Raw genomic sequence first — 16,176 nt, forward strand, 5'->3', positions numbered from 1 at the left:
GAGCCGAACAATGAAACTCAACCCGCGCCAACTGGAAGCCTTCAGGACAGTGATGCTGACCGGCAGCATGACCATTGCCGCAGAAGCCCTGCAAGTCAGCCAGCCTGCTGTCAGCCGGTTGATACGCGACCTCGAGACGGCGCTGTCGATCCGGCTGTTCCGCCGCGAAGGCAACCGGCTGATCCCGGGGGCCGAAGCCCAGGTGCTGTATGCCGAGGTCGACAAGTTCTATCAGGGCATCGAGCGTATCGAGCGTGTGGCGCAAGACCTGGTCACCCTGCGCACAGGCACCTTGCGCATCGGCGCCATGAGCACACTGGGCTTGAGTGTGGTGGCTGAAGGGGTGTGCCGCTTCGCCCGCAGGCACCCCGAAGTCAAGACCTCGCTCGATGTGCGCAACTCCCTGGGCATTCTGGAATTAACCTCGGCCAACCAGCTCGACATCGGTTTTGTGCAGATCCCCTCGGGCGAGTACCCCGGTATTTTTGCCATTCCCTTGCCGCCGATCAGTGCGGTGTGCGTGATGCCGGAAGATGATGTGCTGGCCAGCAAGAGCGTGGTGACCCTGGACGACCTGCACGGGCGCCGGCTGGTGACGATGAACGCGAACAACCCGTTGCAGCGCCGCATCCGCTCCGCCATGGAAGCGCGCGGTGTGGCTGGGCTTTCATCGGTAGAAACCACGGCGGCCCATTCGGCATGCGGGATGGTCGCGGGCGGGCTGGGCATTACGATCTGCGATCCTTTTACAGCGTCGTATACGAAATACCCGGGGATCACGTTCCGCAAACTCGACCAGGACATCCCGTTCGAAGTGTCCATCGTGTTCCCCGGCCATCAGCAACGTTCACAGTTGGCGTCGGATTTCATGCGCGTGATGGAGACTATCTTCAAGTCGGAATTCGTTTCCTTGATTCCACGCGAAGCCTATTGACCCTACTCTTCGGGGAGCTGAACCATGTGGAATATTCGCTGCATCGCGCTGATTGCTTTACTGGGCATCCCGACCTTGTCCTTGGCCGCAAGCGACATCCAGGTCGGCTTTTCACCGGAAGGCACCGCCCGCCAATTGGTGCTCGACACCCTCGGCAGTGCCCAGCACAGCATCCAGATGCTCGCCTATTCCTTCCAGGCCACAGACATCACCCGGGCGCTCGTTGATGCCAAACAGCGCGGCGTGAACGTGCGTGTGGTCATCGACAAAAAACGCAACCTGGGCAAGGCCAGCAAGAAAGCCATGGACTTCGTGAGCCGCAACGGTGTGGAACTGCGCACCAGCGATCACTTCCACCTGCAGCACGACAAGACCCTCATCGTCGATGGCACCACGGTGCAGACCGGCTCGTTCAACTACGCCGCCTCGGCCGAAACGCTGAACTCGGAAAACGTGGTGGTCATCCGTAATCAGCCGGTGGTGGCGCGCCAGTATGTGGAGCACTGGCAATCGCGGTGGGAGCTGGGTGTGCCGTATTCGGCGCGGTGATCGGCTGGCCCTCCAAGGCCTGTATCAAGCGCCGTTGAGGCCTCGCTGCCTCACCAACCCTTCCAGCGTAAAGCGTGCCTGCATCAGCACCACGTCACGGACCTGCTCCATTTCTTTCTGACTGATTTCGGTCCACTTCAAGGCCGCGAGCAACTTGGGTTTCTGTAACCGGAACGCCAGGCCCTGGGTAAACAGCGCCATGGAATGAATCACCGTGCGATCGTCCTCGACCGCAAAACCGGCCAGGCGCGCGATGAGTTGGCGGATCACCCGGCCGATGCGCGCCTTGAAGCGCTCTTCAAACGCCATCGTTGCGCTTTCCGGGCACAGGCCGGCCTGGTGGCGATCAAGGAAAGCGCGCCAGGCGCTGGTCTGGGGGCTGTCCTGGATCGTCGACACCACCGTGCCGAGGATGCCCAGTGACGCGTCGATCAGGACCGCATCGTCGGTTCCCGCATCGGCCAGCGCGTGCTCGGCAGCTTCCACGGAGGGCGCCATCTTGCGCCACAGCAGCGTGATCAAGTGTTCGACGCACTCCAGGTACACGCCTTCCTTGCCATCGAAGTAGTACTGGATCGCAGGCGCGTTGACTCCGGCTGCGCTGGCGATGTCGCGGGTGGACGCGCCGTCGTAGCCACGCTCGCCAAATACCGCGACCGCCGCCTCGACAATCCGCGCGCGGGTTTCTTCACCGCGCTGGTAGCCACCTTCGGCGGCCGGTTTATGTCGTGCCATGTGCAGCTCCCTTTAAAGACCGGACCAAAATATACCAGTTGACAAAATTTCGCGAAAAATAGAATTTATTCCACCTGTTATAAAACTGGAGTGACCTCGATGTCCGCTGCACCGCCCTCCCCTCAGGTCATTCCTGAAGACACCGTCAACGGCCAGCGCGGCAAAGCCCGACGCATCCTGCTGACACTGGCCACCGTGGCCCTGCTGATCGGCCTGGGCTGGGGCGCCTGGTGGTGGCTCAGCGGGCGCTTCATCGAAACCACCGACGACGCCTATTTGCAGGCCGACAGCATCAGCGTCGCGCCGAAGATCAATGGCTATGTCGCCGAAGTGTTGGTAGCCGATAACCAGAACGTGAAGCGCGGCGACGTGCTGGTGCGCCTGGATGCACGCAAATACCAGGCGGTGAGCGACGAAGCCACGGCCACCATCGCGGCACGCAACGCCGACTACGCCAAGGCCCAGGCCGACCTGGTGCAGCAGGACTCGACCATCGCCGAGGCCCGCGCTCAGCTGCAAGGCGCCGAGGCCGATGCACGGCACGCCCAGACCGAAGTCGCCCGCTACGCTCCGCTTGCCCGCTCCGGCGCCGAGCCGGAAGAGCGCCTGGCCCAGCTCAACAACCAATTGGCCCAGGCGCGCAGCACCGTCGCCGCCAAACAAGCGGCGTTGCGCTCCAGCCAAACCCGCTATGGCACGCTGGAAGCCCAACTCAAACAGGCCCAGGCGCAACTCGGCGTCGCCAAGGCCAGCGAAGCCCAGAGCCAACTGGACGTGGATGACGCCGTCATTCGCAGCCCCCTGGACGGCCGCGTGGCGGATCGCGGCGTGCGTGTCGGCCAGTACGTGCAGCCCGGTACGCGCTTGTTGACCGTGGTACCGATCAGCGCGATCTACCTGACCGCCAACTACAAGGAAACCCAGATCGGCGACATGCGCCCCGGGCAAAGCGTCACCGTGCACGTGGATGCGCTGCCGGGCCGCGACTTGCAGGGCCATATCGACAGCCTTTCACCGGGCACCGGCGCACAGTTCGCCTTGCTGCCACCGTCCAACGCCACCGGCAACTTCACCAAGATCGTCCAGCGCGTGCCGGTGCGTATCGCCCTGGATGTACCGGATGACGTGCGCGTCGCCCTGATGCCAGGCCTGTCGGCCACGGTGGAAGTCGACACTCGCACCCAAGGCGCGGACGCCCATCATGGCTGAAGCCGTGATGGCCACGGTGGCCGCCGAGAAACCGCGCAACGCCTCGCTGACCGACTGGATCGCCGTCGCCGCCGGCGCGCTCGGCGCGTTGCTGGCGACCCTGGACGTGTCGATCACCAACTCGGCACTGCCGCAGATCCAGGGGCAAATTGGCGCCACGGGCACCGAAGGCACCTGGATCGCCACCGGCTACCTGATGTCGGAAATCGTCATGATCCCCCTCGCCGCCTGGCTCACCCGGGTGTTCGGCCTGCGCCGCTTCCTGATCGGCACGGCGCTGATGTTCACCGCGTTTTCGATGTTCTGCGGCTTGTCTTCCAGCCTCGGCGCGATGATTGCCGGGCGGATCGGCCAGGGCTTTGCCGGCGGCGCGATGATCCCCACCGCACAAACCATCGTGCGCACGCGCCTGCCGCCGCACCAACTGGCGATCGGCACCACGATGTTCGGCATGACCGTCATCCTCGGCCCGTTGCTGGGCCCGGTGATCGGTGGCTGGCTGACCGAAAACATCAACTGGCGCTGGTGTTTCTTTCTCAACCTGCCCATCAGCATCGCCCTGATCACCCTGCTGATCACCGGCCTGCCGACCGAGCGCATGAACCTGCAACGCTTTATCAGTGCCGACTGGCTGGGCATTCTCGGCCTGGCCATGGGCTTGAGTTCGCTGACTGTGGTGCTGGAAGAGGGTCAACGTGAACATTGGTTCGACTCAACACTGATCACCTGGCTGACCATCACCACCGTCACCGGCCTTTTCCTGATCGCCGTCGGGCAATTCCGCTCAAGTACGCCCATCCTGCGCCTGCAATTGCTGCTCAACAGAAGCTTTGGCAGCGTGCTGCTGATTGGCACCACCGTCGGCGCCGGGCTGTATGGCACGGCGTATCTGGTGCCGCAGTTCCTCGGGATCTTGTCGGGCTACAACGCGCAACAGTCCGGTTCGATCATGTTGCTGTCGGGCATTCCGGCGTTCCTGCTGATGCCGATTTTGCCGCGAATGCTCGGCCGTTATGACCTGCGCTGGATGGTCGGCGCCGGCCTGCTGTTGTACTGGGCCAGTTGCTTCGTCGACACCCAGCTCACTGCCGACAGCGTCGGCCATGATTTTGTCTGGTCGCAATTGTTGCGCGGCTTCGGGCAGATCCTGGTGATGATGCCCCTCAGCCAACTGTCGATGCGCTCAGTCGACACCAAGGACGCCGGCGACGCGGCCGGGCTCTACAACATGTCACGCAACCTCGGCGGCACGATCGGGCTGGCGTTGCTCGGCGTGCTGATGGACCGCCGCAGCCACTTCCATGACGACCGCTTGCGCGAAGGCATTCTCGCCAACAGCCAACTGGCCCAGGACCACATGGCGAGCAACACCGCCAGCTACCTGGCCCAGAGTGGCGATGCCGCCACCTCGCAGTTGGAGGCATTCGCCCAGTTGGCCAATGACATTGCGCGACAGGCCTCGGTGATGGCCTATAACGACTCGTTCTACCTACTGGGACTCGCAATGCTGGCGTGCCTGCCCCTGATCTTCATTCTGAAAAAGCGCACGGTATAACCATGATTGCTCGTTCCTTTCCCCTGCTGCTGACCGTTGGTTTGTTGTCAGCCTGCACCGTCGGCCCGGACTACCAAGGGGCGCCCGCCGTCGCGCCAAAAACCCTGGCAGCCGGGCGCCTGCCCCATGCTGACAAGGCCGCGTCAAACGCACCGGCTGCTGCCCAGTGGTGGCGAACGCTGGGGGATGCCCAACTCGATGAACTGGTGGAACAGGCGCTGCATAACAGCCCCGATATCGCCACCGCACAAGCACGTTTGCGCCAGTCCCGCGCGAGCCTCAGCGGCGCCCGCGCCAACGCGATGCCCAAAGTCACCGGCGACGCGGCGCTGCTCAAGTTGCGCTCCCCCGACACCTCCGCCCTGGGCGGCAGCAGCGGTGGCGGGCGCGGCCCATTGAGCCTGTACCTCGCCGGTTTCGATGCCAGCTGGGAAGCCGACCTGTTCGGCGGCACCCGCCGTGCCGTCGAAGCCGCCGATGCCGAAGCCGACGCCTCGCAGGCACAACTGGCCGACGCCCAGGTGCAACTCGCCGCCGACGTCGTGCAGGCCTATACCGACCTGCGCGACCAGCAAGCGCGACTGGCCCTGGTCGACGCCAGCGTCGACATCGAAAACCAGGCCCTGGACCTCACCCAGCAACGGCGCGAGCGCGGCGTGGCCTCACAGCTGCAATTGGAACAAGTGCTGACCCAAGCCGAAAACACCCGCGCCCAACGCCTGCCACTGCAAGCCTCCATCGTCGAGTCTCTCGACCAGTTGGGCCTGCTCTGTGGCTTGGAGCCCGGCGAACTGGACAGCCGCCTCGCCACCGCCCGCGCCCTGCCCGCCATCCCCAACCAAGTGCCCGTGGCCGACCCCGCCGCCCTGCTCAAAGCCCGCCCCGACATCCGCGTGGCCGAGCGCAAACTGGCCTCCAGCAACGCACAGATCGGCGAAAAAACCGCCGACTGGTTTCCCAAGCTCAGCCTGATGGGCGATCTGTCCTTCTCCGCGGGCGACCCGGGCCACCTCGCCCGCAAAGACAACGGCACCTGGCTGATCCTGCCACGCCTCACCTGGAACGCCCTCGACTTCGGCCGCGTCGCCGCCAGCGTCAAAGGCGCCGAAGCCGGACGTGACGAGGCACTCGCGAACTATAAGAGCGTGGTGCTCAGTGCCTTGCGCGATGCCGACGTAGCGTTGGCGCGTTATGGGAACCAGCGGCAGAACGTGGTGCTGTTGCGCAATGTGGAATCGTCCGCCGTGCGCGCGGCGGACCTGACGCGGCAACGCTACCGCGCGGGCACGGCGAGCACGTTGGATTGGCTGGATGCGGAGCGCACGCGGTATCAGGCGCAGGAGAGCCGGATTTCGGGGGATGCGGAGTTGTTGAAGGATTTTGCGTCGTTGCATAAGGCGTTGGGGTTGGGGTGGGTGTTGTAACAAGATTTTCTGGTATCTGCTGCAACGGCTCAGGCGGATGCCCTTTCCACTTCAGCCACGACCCGCAATCGTCTGCTACTGTTTTGCCATCAGCTAACTACTCGAAATCTCACCGCCAACAAATGGACTTGTCTGAATGAGCGAGTTTAGGTTTAAAAACGATCTCGGCAATCTGATGCGTGATTGTGACCTGCAGCAGCTTCTGGATTTCATTGGGCATGACTATGACTTTGAAGCTGATCCCCACAGCGTGCTCGACAAAGCCGCCCATTACGGCAGGGAAGAAATACTCCTGCATGCGCTCGACCATGGAGGAAACCCCAACGGTAGTGGTGAGTTCTCAACGCCGCTGGCGTCGGTCTGCGCAAGGGGCGACTTGAAGCTTGCTAAGTTGCTGCTCAAACGCGGAGCAGAGGTCGAACTGAAAGATGAGTTTGGCGGTACCGCAATGAGAGCGGCGGTATACAACGGGACGATTGCTACGGACAAGTTGCTAATGGATGCAGGCGCAAGTCTGGGCGGCGCTGTTGCTTCTGCAAGCAGGAGCGGACGCTACCTATGTTCGGAAGAAAGATGGTATGTCTGCTATCAAACTCGGCTATTCGGGTTACGGTGAGTGCTCTGCGCAAGTCTTCGCAGAGTTGACGGCACGAGGGGCTCCGGAGCCTGAGTGGGGTTCTCAAATTGTGCAGTTGAGGTGACCCTCAAGTGTCGCGGGATTAGCTAGTCAGCATCATCGCCGTCGCTAAACGCACGACCTGAACTGCACCTTCAAAAAACCAGCACAGCCGGCAGCCATCGCCCAGGAGCAATAAGCGTCTGCTCCACACATCTTGTTGTGTGAAACACGCCCCCATCCATGCTGCCACGGCAGCTTTATAATTTTTGCTCGTTTGGTGCGTCGGGACGCCGAGAAGCCCCCGCTTCAAAGCCCTGCCCCGGAGATTGCTTTCCAATAGCGTTGGCAGGGACATTTAAGGTACGCAAAAACTTGCCGATACGGTGTGATACCTGAACCGAGGAGTTATCTTTGAACATCCGATTGCTGACCCTTTTTTCTGCGCTGTTGCTGAGTGGCTGTGGTTCTACGAATTACGAGCAATCCATACAAGAACAGCCCTACGATCAGGCAACCTCCGCGAGGATCCGTCTTTTTGGAAACAATGGTTTGCCCGTCGCAATCAATCCTGGGCAAGACTGCGCTTCGAGCAAAGAACCTCTTTATGCCTACGGCTATACCGTTGCAGATAAGGTCAATTCCTCCGTAGGACAACACACCAGACGAAGTATAGGAATGCCTGCATCATGGAGGAGTGACCATCTGACCTATGGCGAGTCGTACTCAGAGTTTGTCATCCCCGCAGGAGCCCCTTCTGTGGTCTTGATGAAAATGGTCACCGCCCAAGCTACTTGTGTGCCAAGCACCCGAGTATTTACTCCTGAGGCAGGTAAGGATTATGAGGCATACCTTGACCGTCACGACGGGAAATGCGGCGGGGTGATTCGACTTCTTTCCGGTTTAGAGACCCCCGGCCCTATCGCAGAAGTCCCGTCGAGTAGTTGCGCAAAAAAATAGATTTACTCCTGAGTTTTGTGCGTTTTTTCTTCCTTTCACCACCGGCAGCCAAGGGTGGTTTTCTTCCGTCTCGCGACGGGCAGAAGATGACCCAAAGCGGACGGTGGCGGCAGGTACAAATCGGCCCTGAGCAGGCATTTAAGAGGCGCCGTCATTGGGACAGCTACTAATGGCCCTAGCGCCAGCCTTCGCCGCAACAATCATTGAGTCCGACCTGCTGATCTGTGCCAGAAGCTTGTCCTCCTCGCGTTCGATCTTTGGGTTGAGCGTCATTCCATCCATGCAGGCTCCCCTTTTTTAAAGGGGAGCTCATCCAATCTTTTGCGATACACCGCTCGCATCGTAGAACCCGGCGGGCTACCACTAACATGCGCCCGGCACGAACGTAGCGCCCCATAAAGCGGCATGCATCAGAAATGAACCTTTTTTTGCTACTCGCTGTAGAATGCAGCGCGATATTTATTTGACATCACCACCCTATGTAAAGGGATTTTATGCGTAACAATTCAGGCAAATTCCGAACGGATATAAACGGACTAAGGGCGTGGGCGGTAGTCTCGGTAGTTCTGTACCACTTTGGAGTTCCAGGTTTTAACGGTGGTTTTGTCGGAGTAGACGTATTTTTCGTTATTTCCGGATTCCTGATGACAGGAATAATAATAAAAGGATTAGAAAGCAAAAATGGCTTTTCAATCTCATCATTTTACATGGCCAGAGCGCGCCGTATAATACCGGCGCTAATCGCACTCTGCGCAGTGCTAATTTCTATTGGCTGGGTGCTACTACCAGCCGGCGAATACAGCACATTAAGTATAAATACAATTGCCGCACTCACCTTCACTTCAAACATTAAATTCTGGAGAGAGACCGGCTACTTCTTTGAAGACTCAAAATATAACTGGCTACTTCATACTTGGTCTCTTTCCGCAGAATGGCAGTTTTATTTAATACTACCAATAGCCCTGAGCATAATCTGGAAGCTGCAAAGCAACAGGCGGGCAATATTTTTATCGTCCGCTGCAGGACTAATTTTTTCACTAGCCCTGTGCATATACCTAACTCCCATCAAGCAAGCCGCATCGTTTTATATGCTACCAACAAGAGCTTGGGAGATGTTGCTTGGCGGAATAATTTTCTTTTTCGATCCGAGAACACTGTCAGTTAACTTACGAAAATCACTAGAGCTTTTAGGTTTTTCACTAATTGCAGCTTCAATATTTATGTTTGACCAATCAAGTTCATGGCCGGGCTGGAGAGCCTTAGTTCCATCTGCTGGAGCTGCGATGGTCATCATATCATCCATGCATAGCTCGCCACTGTCATCCACACCCATTCTTCAGCTGACTGGGAATCTTTCTTACTCACTCTACCTGTGGCATTGGCCGGTCATTGTATTCATTAGGTATCTTGAACTACAGAGCGAGCCCGCCGCCATCATCGTAGGCTTACTGATATCTTTCTTACTCGGCTTCATATCGCATGCCACTATAGAAAGATTCTTGACAAATAAAATAGCTAGCAAATCAAATAAAAATGTCACCACCATACTGTTGACAGCATCTTTGCTAGTAGCCGTCCCTACGCTTTTCATATGGCTTAACAAGGGGATAAAAAACAGGATTGATCCATATATTGATAGTGTCTTCAACGAATCAGCAGATAAAAACCCTAGATTCTCAGAATGCTTCGCGGATGGCGCGAAGCCCGTACCGCAATGCAGATACGGCGGAGACAAACAGCTAGGGGCTATTGTCATAGGTGACAGTCACTCGGCATCAATAATGCGCGCAGTCGAAAAGTCTTTGCCGTCTAAAGATTTATATGTGCTCGATTGGAGCCTAAGTGAATGCCCCACAATTGAAGGAATCCATAATGACAAGATTGATGGCTACCGATGCGGCGATTTTGTTTCTTGGGCCGTGAGCGAGCAGGAAAATCTGGATCGCAAAGCGCCGATAATCATAATGAATAGGCTGTCCCTTTATATTGTTGGCCCAACAGAGGCAGGGCTTGAAGCCGAAATAACAAAGCCTAGCTACCACATTAGCAAAAGATCAGATACAAGAACTGAAGAATTCAACAAAGAACTAACAGACGGAATTGTCAACACAGCTTGCAGGCTATCCAAAACAAGACAAGTCTTTATGGTCCGCCCAATTCCAGAAATGCACGTTCTCGTCCCTAAATCCATGGGGAAATCCTTACTTCTAGGCCGAGACCCAGAAGTAATGCTATCAGTTGATGAATATACACAAAGGCAAAAACTTGCACGGAAAGCTCAAGATACAGCAGTTGAACAATGCGGAATAAAAATATTAGACCCTATCCCTTACTTCTGCGATGAGAAGTGGTGCAAGGGATCCAAGGGCGGTCTTCCTATTTATTATGATGACGATCATCTGAGTGAGCACGGCGCATCCTATCTTGTCCCCATGTTTGCCAAGGCTCTAGAGTCCAGCAGATAAGCCAAGCCCTGGGATGCTATTAATGCATCCCGGTCGAATCAAGGTCTGCTGCTGGTGGCCTTCACTACGCCGTCAAAGGCTTGCTCGCACGTCACTCCCCTGCTCCGGCTTTGATCAGCATATCCTGCCAGATCGCCCGATCTCGCATCAGAGCGCTTGAGCACGTCGGTAAGCACCAGGACGGCACGGGAAGCTGCCGCGCTTGCGGCGGCAGTGCAGGAATGGCTGCTGGTTTGACTGGCTGCGAGTCGAGCGGCAAGGCCGTCTGCCGCTCCGCGCAGGCTGTCAGCAAAAGCGCGAGCGTTAATCTCGGGTCCTCAACTCAATTAATTAATTAATTAATGGTGTTAAATGGAAAAATTTACTGTTGCCACAGCCATCGTTTCCGGCGTTCTCACTTATTTCTCGATTAGCGGTCAGCGGCTGATTGACTTGAAAGTTTTCGCTACCTGGTGCGGTCTTGCAGTTTTAGTTATTAGCCATGCACACAGCCTCTACCTGTTGTGCAGCAGCACTGAGCCAATGACTCTGTTTCGAATCCTGACACTAAACGTGGCAGCGATAGGCGTGCTGGTCTTATTGGCAACGGGCGTATTCCTAAAGTGCCACCTGCGTGAATCTCTGGAGAGGAAGAATCCTGAAAAATAAAAACCCGGCGCAATGACCGGGTTCAGTGTGGTGGTGAGTCCCGCTGCTTGCGGTCGCACCTATCGAAGATGGGTACTTTTTACAGGTCGATTCCGGTGGCAGCAAGGGAGTTTTAATGCCATGGCGCAATACGGGTGCAATATAGGTATGACGCAGGGACAATGCATTCAATCGGCTATCGCTTCTGGTGCCCTGTCTGACCTGTCCCACTATTCTGGATCGAAGTTGGACTGTGCTGGTCAAGTAAAATGCAGATGGGTGGCCAGGTGGAGTGCAAATCCCCACCACATGACCAGGTGCCGCTCCGCTCCCTAGATGCGACCAAAATCCCAGGGAGTTACGGAACACATGCCAAAAGTTGCGGAACGGTTCTTAAATTGCAGGCAATAAAAAACCCCGTAGACGCTAATCTACGGGGTTTTTAAGAGTGGAGGCCGAGGTCGGAATCGAACCGGCGTAGGCGGATTTGCAATCCGCTGCATAACCATTTTGCTACTCGGCCTCAAACGATCAATGCCCTGATTGCTGGCACTCACCGCATAAAAACTTGAGTGGGCTGTAAAACCCTGCCTCTACTCTAACTCATTGAATACATTGAAGTTTTTAATGCTTCGTTGCGTTCGATGGGCGCCATTATGTACGTATTTGCCAATGCGTGCAACCCCTTGATTTCAAAAATATTTCGTAGGGACATCAAGGGGTTGCGTGGCCGCCCTACTCCTTGATGACCTGCTCCTGGTACTGCGGGTCGGCCTTGATCTGGGCCTCGGTAAACGGCAGCGGGCGCAGCTTTTTCTCGGAGAAAACCTGGGTTTGATCCTTCGCGTATTTCGATGCAGGGTCGCTGGACAGTGAGAACGCCAGTACGCCGAGGGCGTTGGGGCCCTTGTCGTCGAAGGTGACGATTTGCAGGTAGCTGCTGCCGCTGACGACTTCGCGCTTGCCGTCGGCGCGGGGGACGGTTTGCATGGCGTTGTAGATGCCCAGTTCTTGCGGGCCGCCGTGGATGGGCGTTTGGCCGCTGACCTGCACGTCGCCCCAGCGGCTGTTGGCGGTCAGGCCATTTTTGGCCACTTCGGCGGTCGAGGCCCGCATGGCCTCGCGCAAGGCGTTGGCTACAACTGGGCGGTCGATGGCCAGGCCGCGTGGTGTGGTCAGCGGTTGGGCCGGGTCGAAGGCTACGCGCCAGGCATCGGGGATTTGCTGCAGGTGCTGTACCAGGTTGATGAAGTGCACCAGGCCCAGGCCGCTGTCGAGGTTGGCGCGTTGGTCCCAGTCCTTGAGGCTGGTGCACAGCGGTTGCAGGGCCACTGCATCAGCGCCCAGGCGTTTGGCGCAGAACGCGAGCAGGTCAGGCATGACCTGGCTGGCGAGGTACACCTCGTTGTCCATCACCATGTGTTGCAGCGCGGCCACGGTGATGGGCTGCGATTCCAGGGATTGCAGGCGTTGCAAGGCGAAGCGTGCACGCGGGCCGAGGCCGATGTGGTCCTGGCTGATCACCGGCGAGAACCCGGTCAGCGGCGCCTTGGGATTGGCCAACCATGCCGAGTCATTGGAATGCTGCACGTAGTCGGTGCGCTCCAGTTGCGGCAGTTGGTCAGCCGGAAAGATACCGGGCTGGGCCGCACGCGGGTCGACATCCCAGGCGCAGGCGCTGTGGGCGCCGTCGAGCAGGATCAGTTGCAGGCCGGCACGCGGGTCACTGCACTGCGCCAACTTGGCGGCGCTGACGTTGGGCACCACCGACAGGTTCATGTACAGGCTCTGGCCCTGGTCATCAGCCGCCAGGGTGTTGACCCACGGGATGCCTTGCAGGGTGTGCACCGAGGTTTGCAGTTCCTTGAGGCTGGTCGCGCGGTTCATGGCGTACCACTGTTGCAGCACGCGGTCATTGCCGAGGTTGGCGTCGCGCAGGCTGAACGCGTAGTGGTTGTTCCAATCGAGCTTGCCCGGCCATTGCACCACCGGGCCGAACTGCGAGCTGTAGACCGTATGGGCTTGCGTTTTGAGGCTGCCGTCGGGCTGCTTGACCTGCACGGTGACCGGTTTTTTATCCAGCGGGATGGATTTGCCGTCCAGCAGGTAGCGGGTGGAATCCTTGGGGTCGAGGGTCAAGCGGTACAGGGTGAAGTGCTTGGAAGTGTCGACGGTATGCGTCCACGCCACGTGCTGGTTGAAGCCGATATTGATCACCGGCAAACCTGGCAACGCGGCGCCCATGACATCCAGTTGGCCCGGGATGGTCAGGTGCATTTCATAAAAGCGCATGCCGCCCACCCAAGGAAAATGCGGGTTGGCCAGCAGCATGCCCCGGCCATTGAAGGAACGGTCTCGGCCCACCGCAACCGCGTTACTGCCACGGTCGAGGGTAAAACGCTGCTGATTGGCAGCGGCCAGTGCGAAGGCTTTGCCGTCGACTGTCACGCCGGCAGTCGCCTGGGGTGGCGTCGCGCCCACCAGGGCCTCGGCGAACTGCCCGACACCGCCTTCCACCAGCAGCCGACGGGTCAGTTTCACCAGGTCTTCAACAACCAGTGGCCGCACCCACGCCGCCTGGCACTGCACCGGCGCGCCCTGCTCTTTCAGGTAACGGTTGTAGCCCGCGACGTAGCCTTGCATGCGCTGCTGCATCTGCGGGGTTTGCGCATTCCAAAAGGTCGCGACCGCCTGTGGGGTATTGAGCCAGGTGAAAAACACGTCGCTGGCGAGGTTGTTGCGCTCCTCCAGGGTTGCCTGATCGGGGCCGAAGTAACGGGCGCGTTCGCCGTTCACCGTGACCACTTCATTGGCCAGCAGGCACAGGTTGTCCTGGGCATACGCGTAACCGATGCCGTAGCCCAGGCCACGTTCATCGTTGGCGCGAATGTGTGGTAAGCCGAATGTGGTGCGACGGATATCCGCCGATGCCTGTGCCACCGGCTCGCGTGCCGACGCGGCGAAGCTCAACCCCAGCAACACCCCTGCCATGCACGCCCTGGACAACCCATTGGAAATAATCACGCCGACTCCACCGTCAAATTGAACACCCTCACGAGGGGTAACTACCCCACCGTAAGGACGCAATAAGCCAGGAATAATTTAGCGGGCGGGCACGTTTATTTAGGGCAACCACAAGGTCACAAACCGGATACCGACAAAATTTCTACATCCGGGACTTCATGATTTCTGTCGCTCATACGTCTTACTTAATAAGAGCGCCATCATTTTCCTGATCAGGCTCTGATAAGGAGTTTTTTGCATGTACAACTCGCAACTGCCCACGGACGGACATTCACCGACTGCCGATGCCAATTTTGGCAACGGCACACATGCGTTCGGCAAAGCGCCCGAACAGCAAGGCAACCAGCGGATTCGCCATTTGCTCAAGTGTTTCGGTTTGCGCACCAGCCTGATTCGGCTGAAGGTCATCGACGCCCTGCTCACCGCTGCCGACAACCAGCGCACCCTGGGGGTGCGCGGCGTGCACAGCCATTTGCTGGAACTGGGCATTCCGCTGTCGTTTCTCAGCGTGCGCGAAGTGCTCAAGCGCCTGTGCAGCGAGGGCGTGATCACCCTCAATGCCGATAAAAGCTACAGCCTCCATGAAGAGGCTGCCAAAGTGCTCGAAGGTGGCGCCTGAATCAGAAGTGCGGCTTGACCTTGCGGCGCATGATGCCGTTGATCACCACCACGATCACCGCCACGGCAATGGCGATGTACTGGAAGGTTTTCTCGCTGATCACGCCGGTGTTCTGCAGGTAGGACAGGCCAAACATGATCGCCAGTACCGACAGGGCAATCAGAATCGAATATTTCAAACGCTGCTTTTGAGTCATGACGGGTTCCTGAACCTGATAGATGTATCCACTTTGTATCGCCGAACATGCCAAGCACATACCCGGTTACGGGGATGGACGGGGGTCGGCAGGGTCCTATGTTACAGGCGATGTAAAACTTTGGCTTGTTCCAAGCCTGATTGAGCTTGCCTGACTGACCTTGTGTGTACCCTTGAGGATTTTCAAATGTTGCGTCGAATCACACTGCTGATTCCATTGCTGATCATGCTGAGCATGAGCGGCTGCTTCTTCTTCCCACATGGCGGCGGTGGCGGTTGGCATGACCACCGTTACGATGACGGCGGTCACGGTTACGAACGTCGCTGATCCACTGACAGCGATTTAGCGTCGCAACCCAGTGCCGGGCTGAGCGCATAGCTCCACCAACCAATCCACAAACACCCTGACCCGCTGTGACAATTGCCGATGCGGCGGGTACAGGGCGGTGAGTGCCATCTTCGGCACCGGCAACTGGGGCAGTACCTCCACCAATGTGCCAGCCGCCAGTTGTCGCATCGCGTGATAATGCGGCGCCTGGATCAGGCCGAACCCGGCCTCGCAGGCACAGAAGTAGCCGTCAGAGCTGTTCACCGCCACTTGCTTGGCTAAATTGATCTCGCGCAATTCAGCACCCACCTGAAACTCCAGGCCAAAACGTTTGCCACTGGCGCTGGAGACGTACTCGACCATCTGGTGCCCCGCCAATGCTTCCAGTGTCTCGGGCACGCCAAAACGCTCAAGGTAGCCAGGACTGGCCAGGGTCAACTGGTCCATCATCGCCAAGGGCCGCGCCACCAGCGACTCATCCAGGGCCAGGCCCCCGCGCAGCACGCAATCGACACCTTCGCGAATCAGATCCACGGGGCGGTCGTTGAGGCCGATTTCCAGCTCGATCTGCGGGTAGCGCGCCGTAAACATCGGCAATGCGGGAATCACGATCAGCCGCCCAATCCCCGATGGCATATCAATACTCAGAGTGCCCCGTGGGTTCTGGCGATGGGTGGAAAATACCGCCTCGGTTTCTTCCAGGTCCGTCAGCAATTGCACGCAGCGCTGGTAGTAAGCGGCGCCATCCGGCGTAGGACTGACTTGGCGCGTTGTGCGCTGCAGCAATTGCACGCCCAAGTGCGCTTCCAACTGCTTGATCAGGATGGTCACCGAGGCACGCGGCAACTGCAGGCTGTCGGCGGCCTTGGCAAACCCGCCCAACTCGACGATTCGGGTGAACACACGCATGGCGTTGAATCGGTCCAAAGACAGGCT

At 58.3% G+C, this 16,176-nt stretch carries 15 protein-coding genes and 1 tRNA gene; 10 read left to right on the forward strand and 6 right to left on the reverse strand.

Annotated elements, in window-relative coordinates; genetic code table 11:
- Positions 1–10: 10 nt before the first annotated feature.
- Positions 11–934: a LysR substrate-binding domain-containing protein gene (locus AC07SU_RS00970; protein WP_494995893.1), complete on the forward strand. Its 924-nt coding sequence runs from the start codon at positions 11–13 to the stop codon at positions 932–934.
- Positions 935–958: 24 nt separating this feature from the next.
- Entirely contained in the window at positions 959–1,483 is a 525-nt protein-coding gene (locus tag AC07SU_RS00975; protein ID WP_494995894.1) for a phospholipase D family nuclease, read from the forward strand.
- A gap of 24 nt (positions 1,484–1,507) precedes the next feature.
- Here the strand turns inward: AC07SU_RS00975 and AC07SU_RS00980 are convergent, their stop codons facing one another.
- Positions 1,508–2,218 carry a CerR family C-terminal domain-containing protein gene (locus AC07SU_RS00980; protein WP_494995895.1) on the reverse strand — a complete coding sequence of 237 codons (711 nt, stop codon included), beginning with the start codon at positions 2,216–2,218 and terminating at the stop codon, positions 1,508–1,510.
- 99 nt (positions 2,219–2,317) lie between these two features.
- On the opposite strand from AC07SU_RS00980, the gene AC07SU_RS00985 reads away from it, so the two are divergent.
- From AC07SU_RS00985 to AC07SU_RS01005, 5 genes are all read left to right on the forward strand, one after another.
- Positions 2,318–3,427 carry an HlyD family secretion protein gene (locus AC07SU_RS00985; RefSeq protein ID WP_494995896.1) on the forward strand — a complete coding sequence of 370 codons (1,110 nt, stop codon included), beginning with the start codon at positions 2,318–2,320 and terminating at the stop codon, positions 3,425–3,427.
- Entirely contained in the window at positions 3,420–4,982 is a 1,563-nt protein-coding gene (locus AC07SU_RS00990; protein ID WP_494995897.1) for an MDR family MFS transporter, read from the forward strand. Before AC07SU_RS00985 ends, AC07SU_RS00990 begins: the two co-directional genes overlap by 8 nt.
- Before the next feature lie 2 nt (positions 4,983–4,984).
- Positions 4,985–6,406: an efflux transporter outer membrane subunit gene (locus tag AC07SU_RS00995; RefSeq protein ID WP_494995898.1), complete on the forward strand. Its 1,422-nt coding sequence runs from the start codon at positions 4,985–4,987 to the stop codon at positions 6,404–6,406.
- Between the two features lie 136 nt (positions 6,407–6,542).
- Positions 6,543–7,022, forward strand: coding sequence for an ankyrin repeat domain-containing protein (locus tag AC07SU_RS01000; protein WP_494995899.1), 480 nt, complete (start codon positions 6,543–6,545; stop codon positions 7,020–7,022).
- 1,454 nt (positions 7,023–8,476) lie between these two features.
- Complete coding sequence (locus AC07SU_RS01005) at positions 8,477–10,447, forward strand: acyltransferase family protein (RefSeq protein ID WP_494995900.1); 1,971 nt, start codon at positions 8,477–8,479, stop codon at positions 10,445–10,447.
- 91 nt (positions 10,448–10,538) lie between these two features.
- Here the strand turns inward: AC07SU_RS01005 and AC07SU_RS01010 are convergent, their stop codons facing one another.
- Positions 10,539–10,739 carry a hypothetical protein gene (locus tag AC07SU_RS01010; protein WP_494995901.1) on the reverse strand — a complete coding sequence of 67 codons (201 nt, stop codon included), beginning with the start codon at positions 10,737–10,739 and terminating at the stop codon, positions 10,539–10,541.
- A 59-nt stretch (positions 10,740–10,798) separates the two neighbouring features.
- On the opposite strand from AC07SU_RS01010, the gene AC07SU_RS01015 reads away from it, so the two are divergent.
- Positions 10,799–11,095 (forward strand): hypothetical protein, encoded by a 297-nt coding sequence (locus AC07SU_RS01015; RefSeq protein WP_494995902.1) that lies wholly within the window; start codon positions 10,799–10,801, stop codon positions 11,093–11,095.
- A 428-nt stretch (positions 11,096–11,523) separates the two neighbouring features.
- Here the strand turns inward: AC07SU_RS01015 and AC07SU_RS01020 are convergent.
- Both AC07SU_RS01020 and pvdQ read right to left on the reverse strand, forming a co-directional pair.
- Positions 11,524–11,597, reverse strand: a tRNA-Cys gene (locus AC07SU_RS01020).
- 212 nt (positions 11,598–11,809) lie between these two features.
- A complete protein-coding gene (pvdQ, locus tag AC07SU_RS01025) occupies positions 11,810–14,098 on the reverse strand; it encodes a bifunctional acylase PvdQ (RefSeq protein ID WP_494995903.1) in 2,289 nt (762 codons plus the stop codon).
- A gap of 238 nt (positions 14,099–14,336) precedes the next feature.
- On the opposite strand from pvdQ, the gene AC07SU_RS01030 reads away from it, so the two are divergent.
- A complete protein-coding gene (locus tag AC07SU_RS01030) occupies positions 14,337–14,717 on the forward strand; it encodes a fe2+ zn2+ uptake regulation protein (RefSeq protein WP_494995904.1) in 381 nt (126 codons plus the stop codon).
- Position 14,718: 1 nt separating this feature from the next.
- Here AC07SU_RS01030 and AC07SU_RS01035 read toward each other — a convergent pair whose 3' ends face one another.
- The gene (locus AC07SU_RS01035; RefSeq protein ID WP_176995952.1) at positions 14,719–14,913 is read right to left on the reverse strand and encodes a hypothetical protein; all 195 of its coding nucleotides are present in this window, start codon (positions 14,911–14,913) and stop codon (positions 14,719–14,721) included.
- A 186-nt stretch (positions 14,914–15,099) separates the two neighbouring features.
- On the opposite strand from AC07SU_RS01035, the gene AC07SU_RS01040 reads away from it, so the two are divergent.
- Positions 15,100–15,240, forward strand: coding sequence for a hypothetical protein (locus tag AC07SU_RS01040; RefSeq protein WP_176995951.1), 141 nt, complete (start codon positions 15,100–15,102; stop codon positions 15,238–15,240).
- Between the two features lie 15 nt (positions 15,241–15,255).
- Here the strand turns inward: AC07SU_RS01040 and AC07SU_RS01045 are convergent, their stop codons facing one another.
- On the reverse strand, positions 15,256–16,167 hold the full coding sequence (locus AC07SU_RS01045; RefSeq protein WP_494995905.1) for a LysR family transcriptional regulator: 912 nt from the start codon (positions 16,165–16,167) through the stop codon (positions 15,256–15,258).
- Between the last annotated feature and the right edge of the window lie 9 nt (positions 16,168–16,176).

The sequence above is a fragment of the Pseudomonas sp. GW821-FHT05H12 genome, from assembly GCF_059419385.1.

Bases quoted from the DNA above. Each gene is read 5' to 3' on its own strand.
- AC07SU_RS00970 (WP_494995893.1), top strand. From the start codon at position 11: ATGAAACTCAACCCGCGCCAACTGGAAGCCTTCAGGACAGTGATGCTG.
- AC07SU_RS00975 (WP_494995894.1), top strand. From the start codon at position 959: ATGTGGAATATTCGCTGCATCGCGCTGATTGCTTTACTGGGCATCCCG.
- AC07SU_RS00980 (WP_494995895.1), bottom strand. From the start codon at position 2,218: ATGGCACGACATAAACCGGCCGCCGAAGGTGGCTACCAGCGCGGTGAA.
- AC07SU_RS00985 (WP_494995896.1), top strand. From the start codon at position 2,318: ATGTCCGCTGCACCGCCCTCCCCTCAGGTCATTCCTGAAGACACCGTC.
- AC07SU_RS00990 (WP_494995897.1), top strand. From the start codon at position 3,420: ATGGCTGAAGCCGTGATGGCCACGGTGGCCGCCGAGAAACCGCGCAAC.
- AC07SU_RS00995 (WP_494995898.1), top strand. From the start codon at position 4,985: ATGATTGCTCGTTCCTTTCCCCTGCTGCTGACCGTTGGTTTGTTGTCA.
- AC07SU_RS01000 (WP_494995899.1), top strand. From the start codon at position 6,543: ATGAGCGAGTTTAGGTTTAAAAACGATCTCGGCAATCTGATGCGTGAT.
- AC07SU_RS01005 (WP_494995900.1), top strand. From the start codon at position 8,477: ATGCGTAACAATTCAGGCAAATTCCGAACGGATATAAACGGACTAAGG.
- AC07SU_RS01015 (WP_494995902.1), top strand. From the start codon at position 10,799: ATGGAAAAATTTACTGTTGCCACAGCCATCGTTTCCGGCGTTCTCACT.
- AC07SU_RS01030 (WP_494995904.1), top strand. From the start codon at position 14,337: ATGTACAACTCGCAACTGCCCACGGACGGACATTCACCGACTGCCGAT.
- AC07SU_RS01035 (WP_176995952.1), bottom strand. From the start codon at position 14,913: ATGACTCAAAAGCAGCGTTTGAAATATTCGATTCTGATTGCCCTGTCG.
- AC07SU_RS01040 (WP_176995951.1), top strand. From the start codon at position 15,100: ATGTTGCGTCGAATCACACTGCTGATTCCATTGCTGATCATGCTGAGC.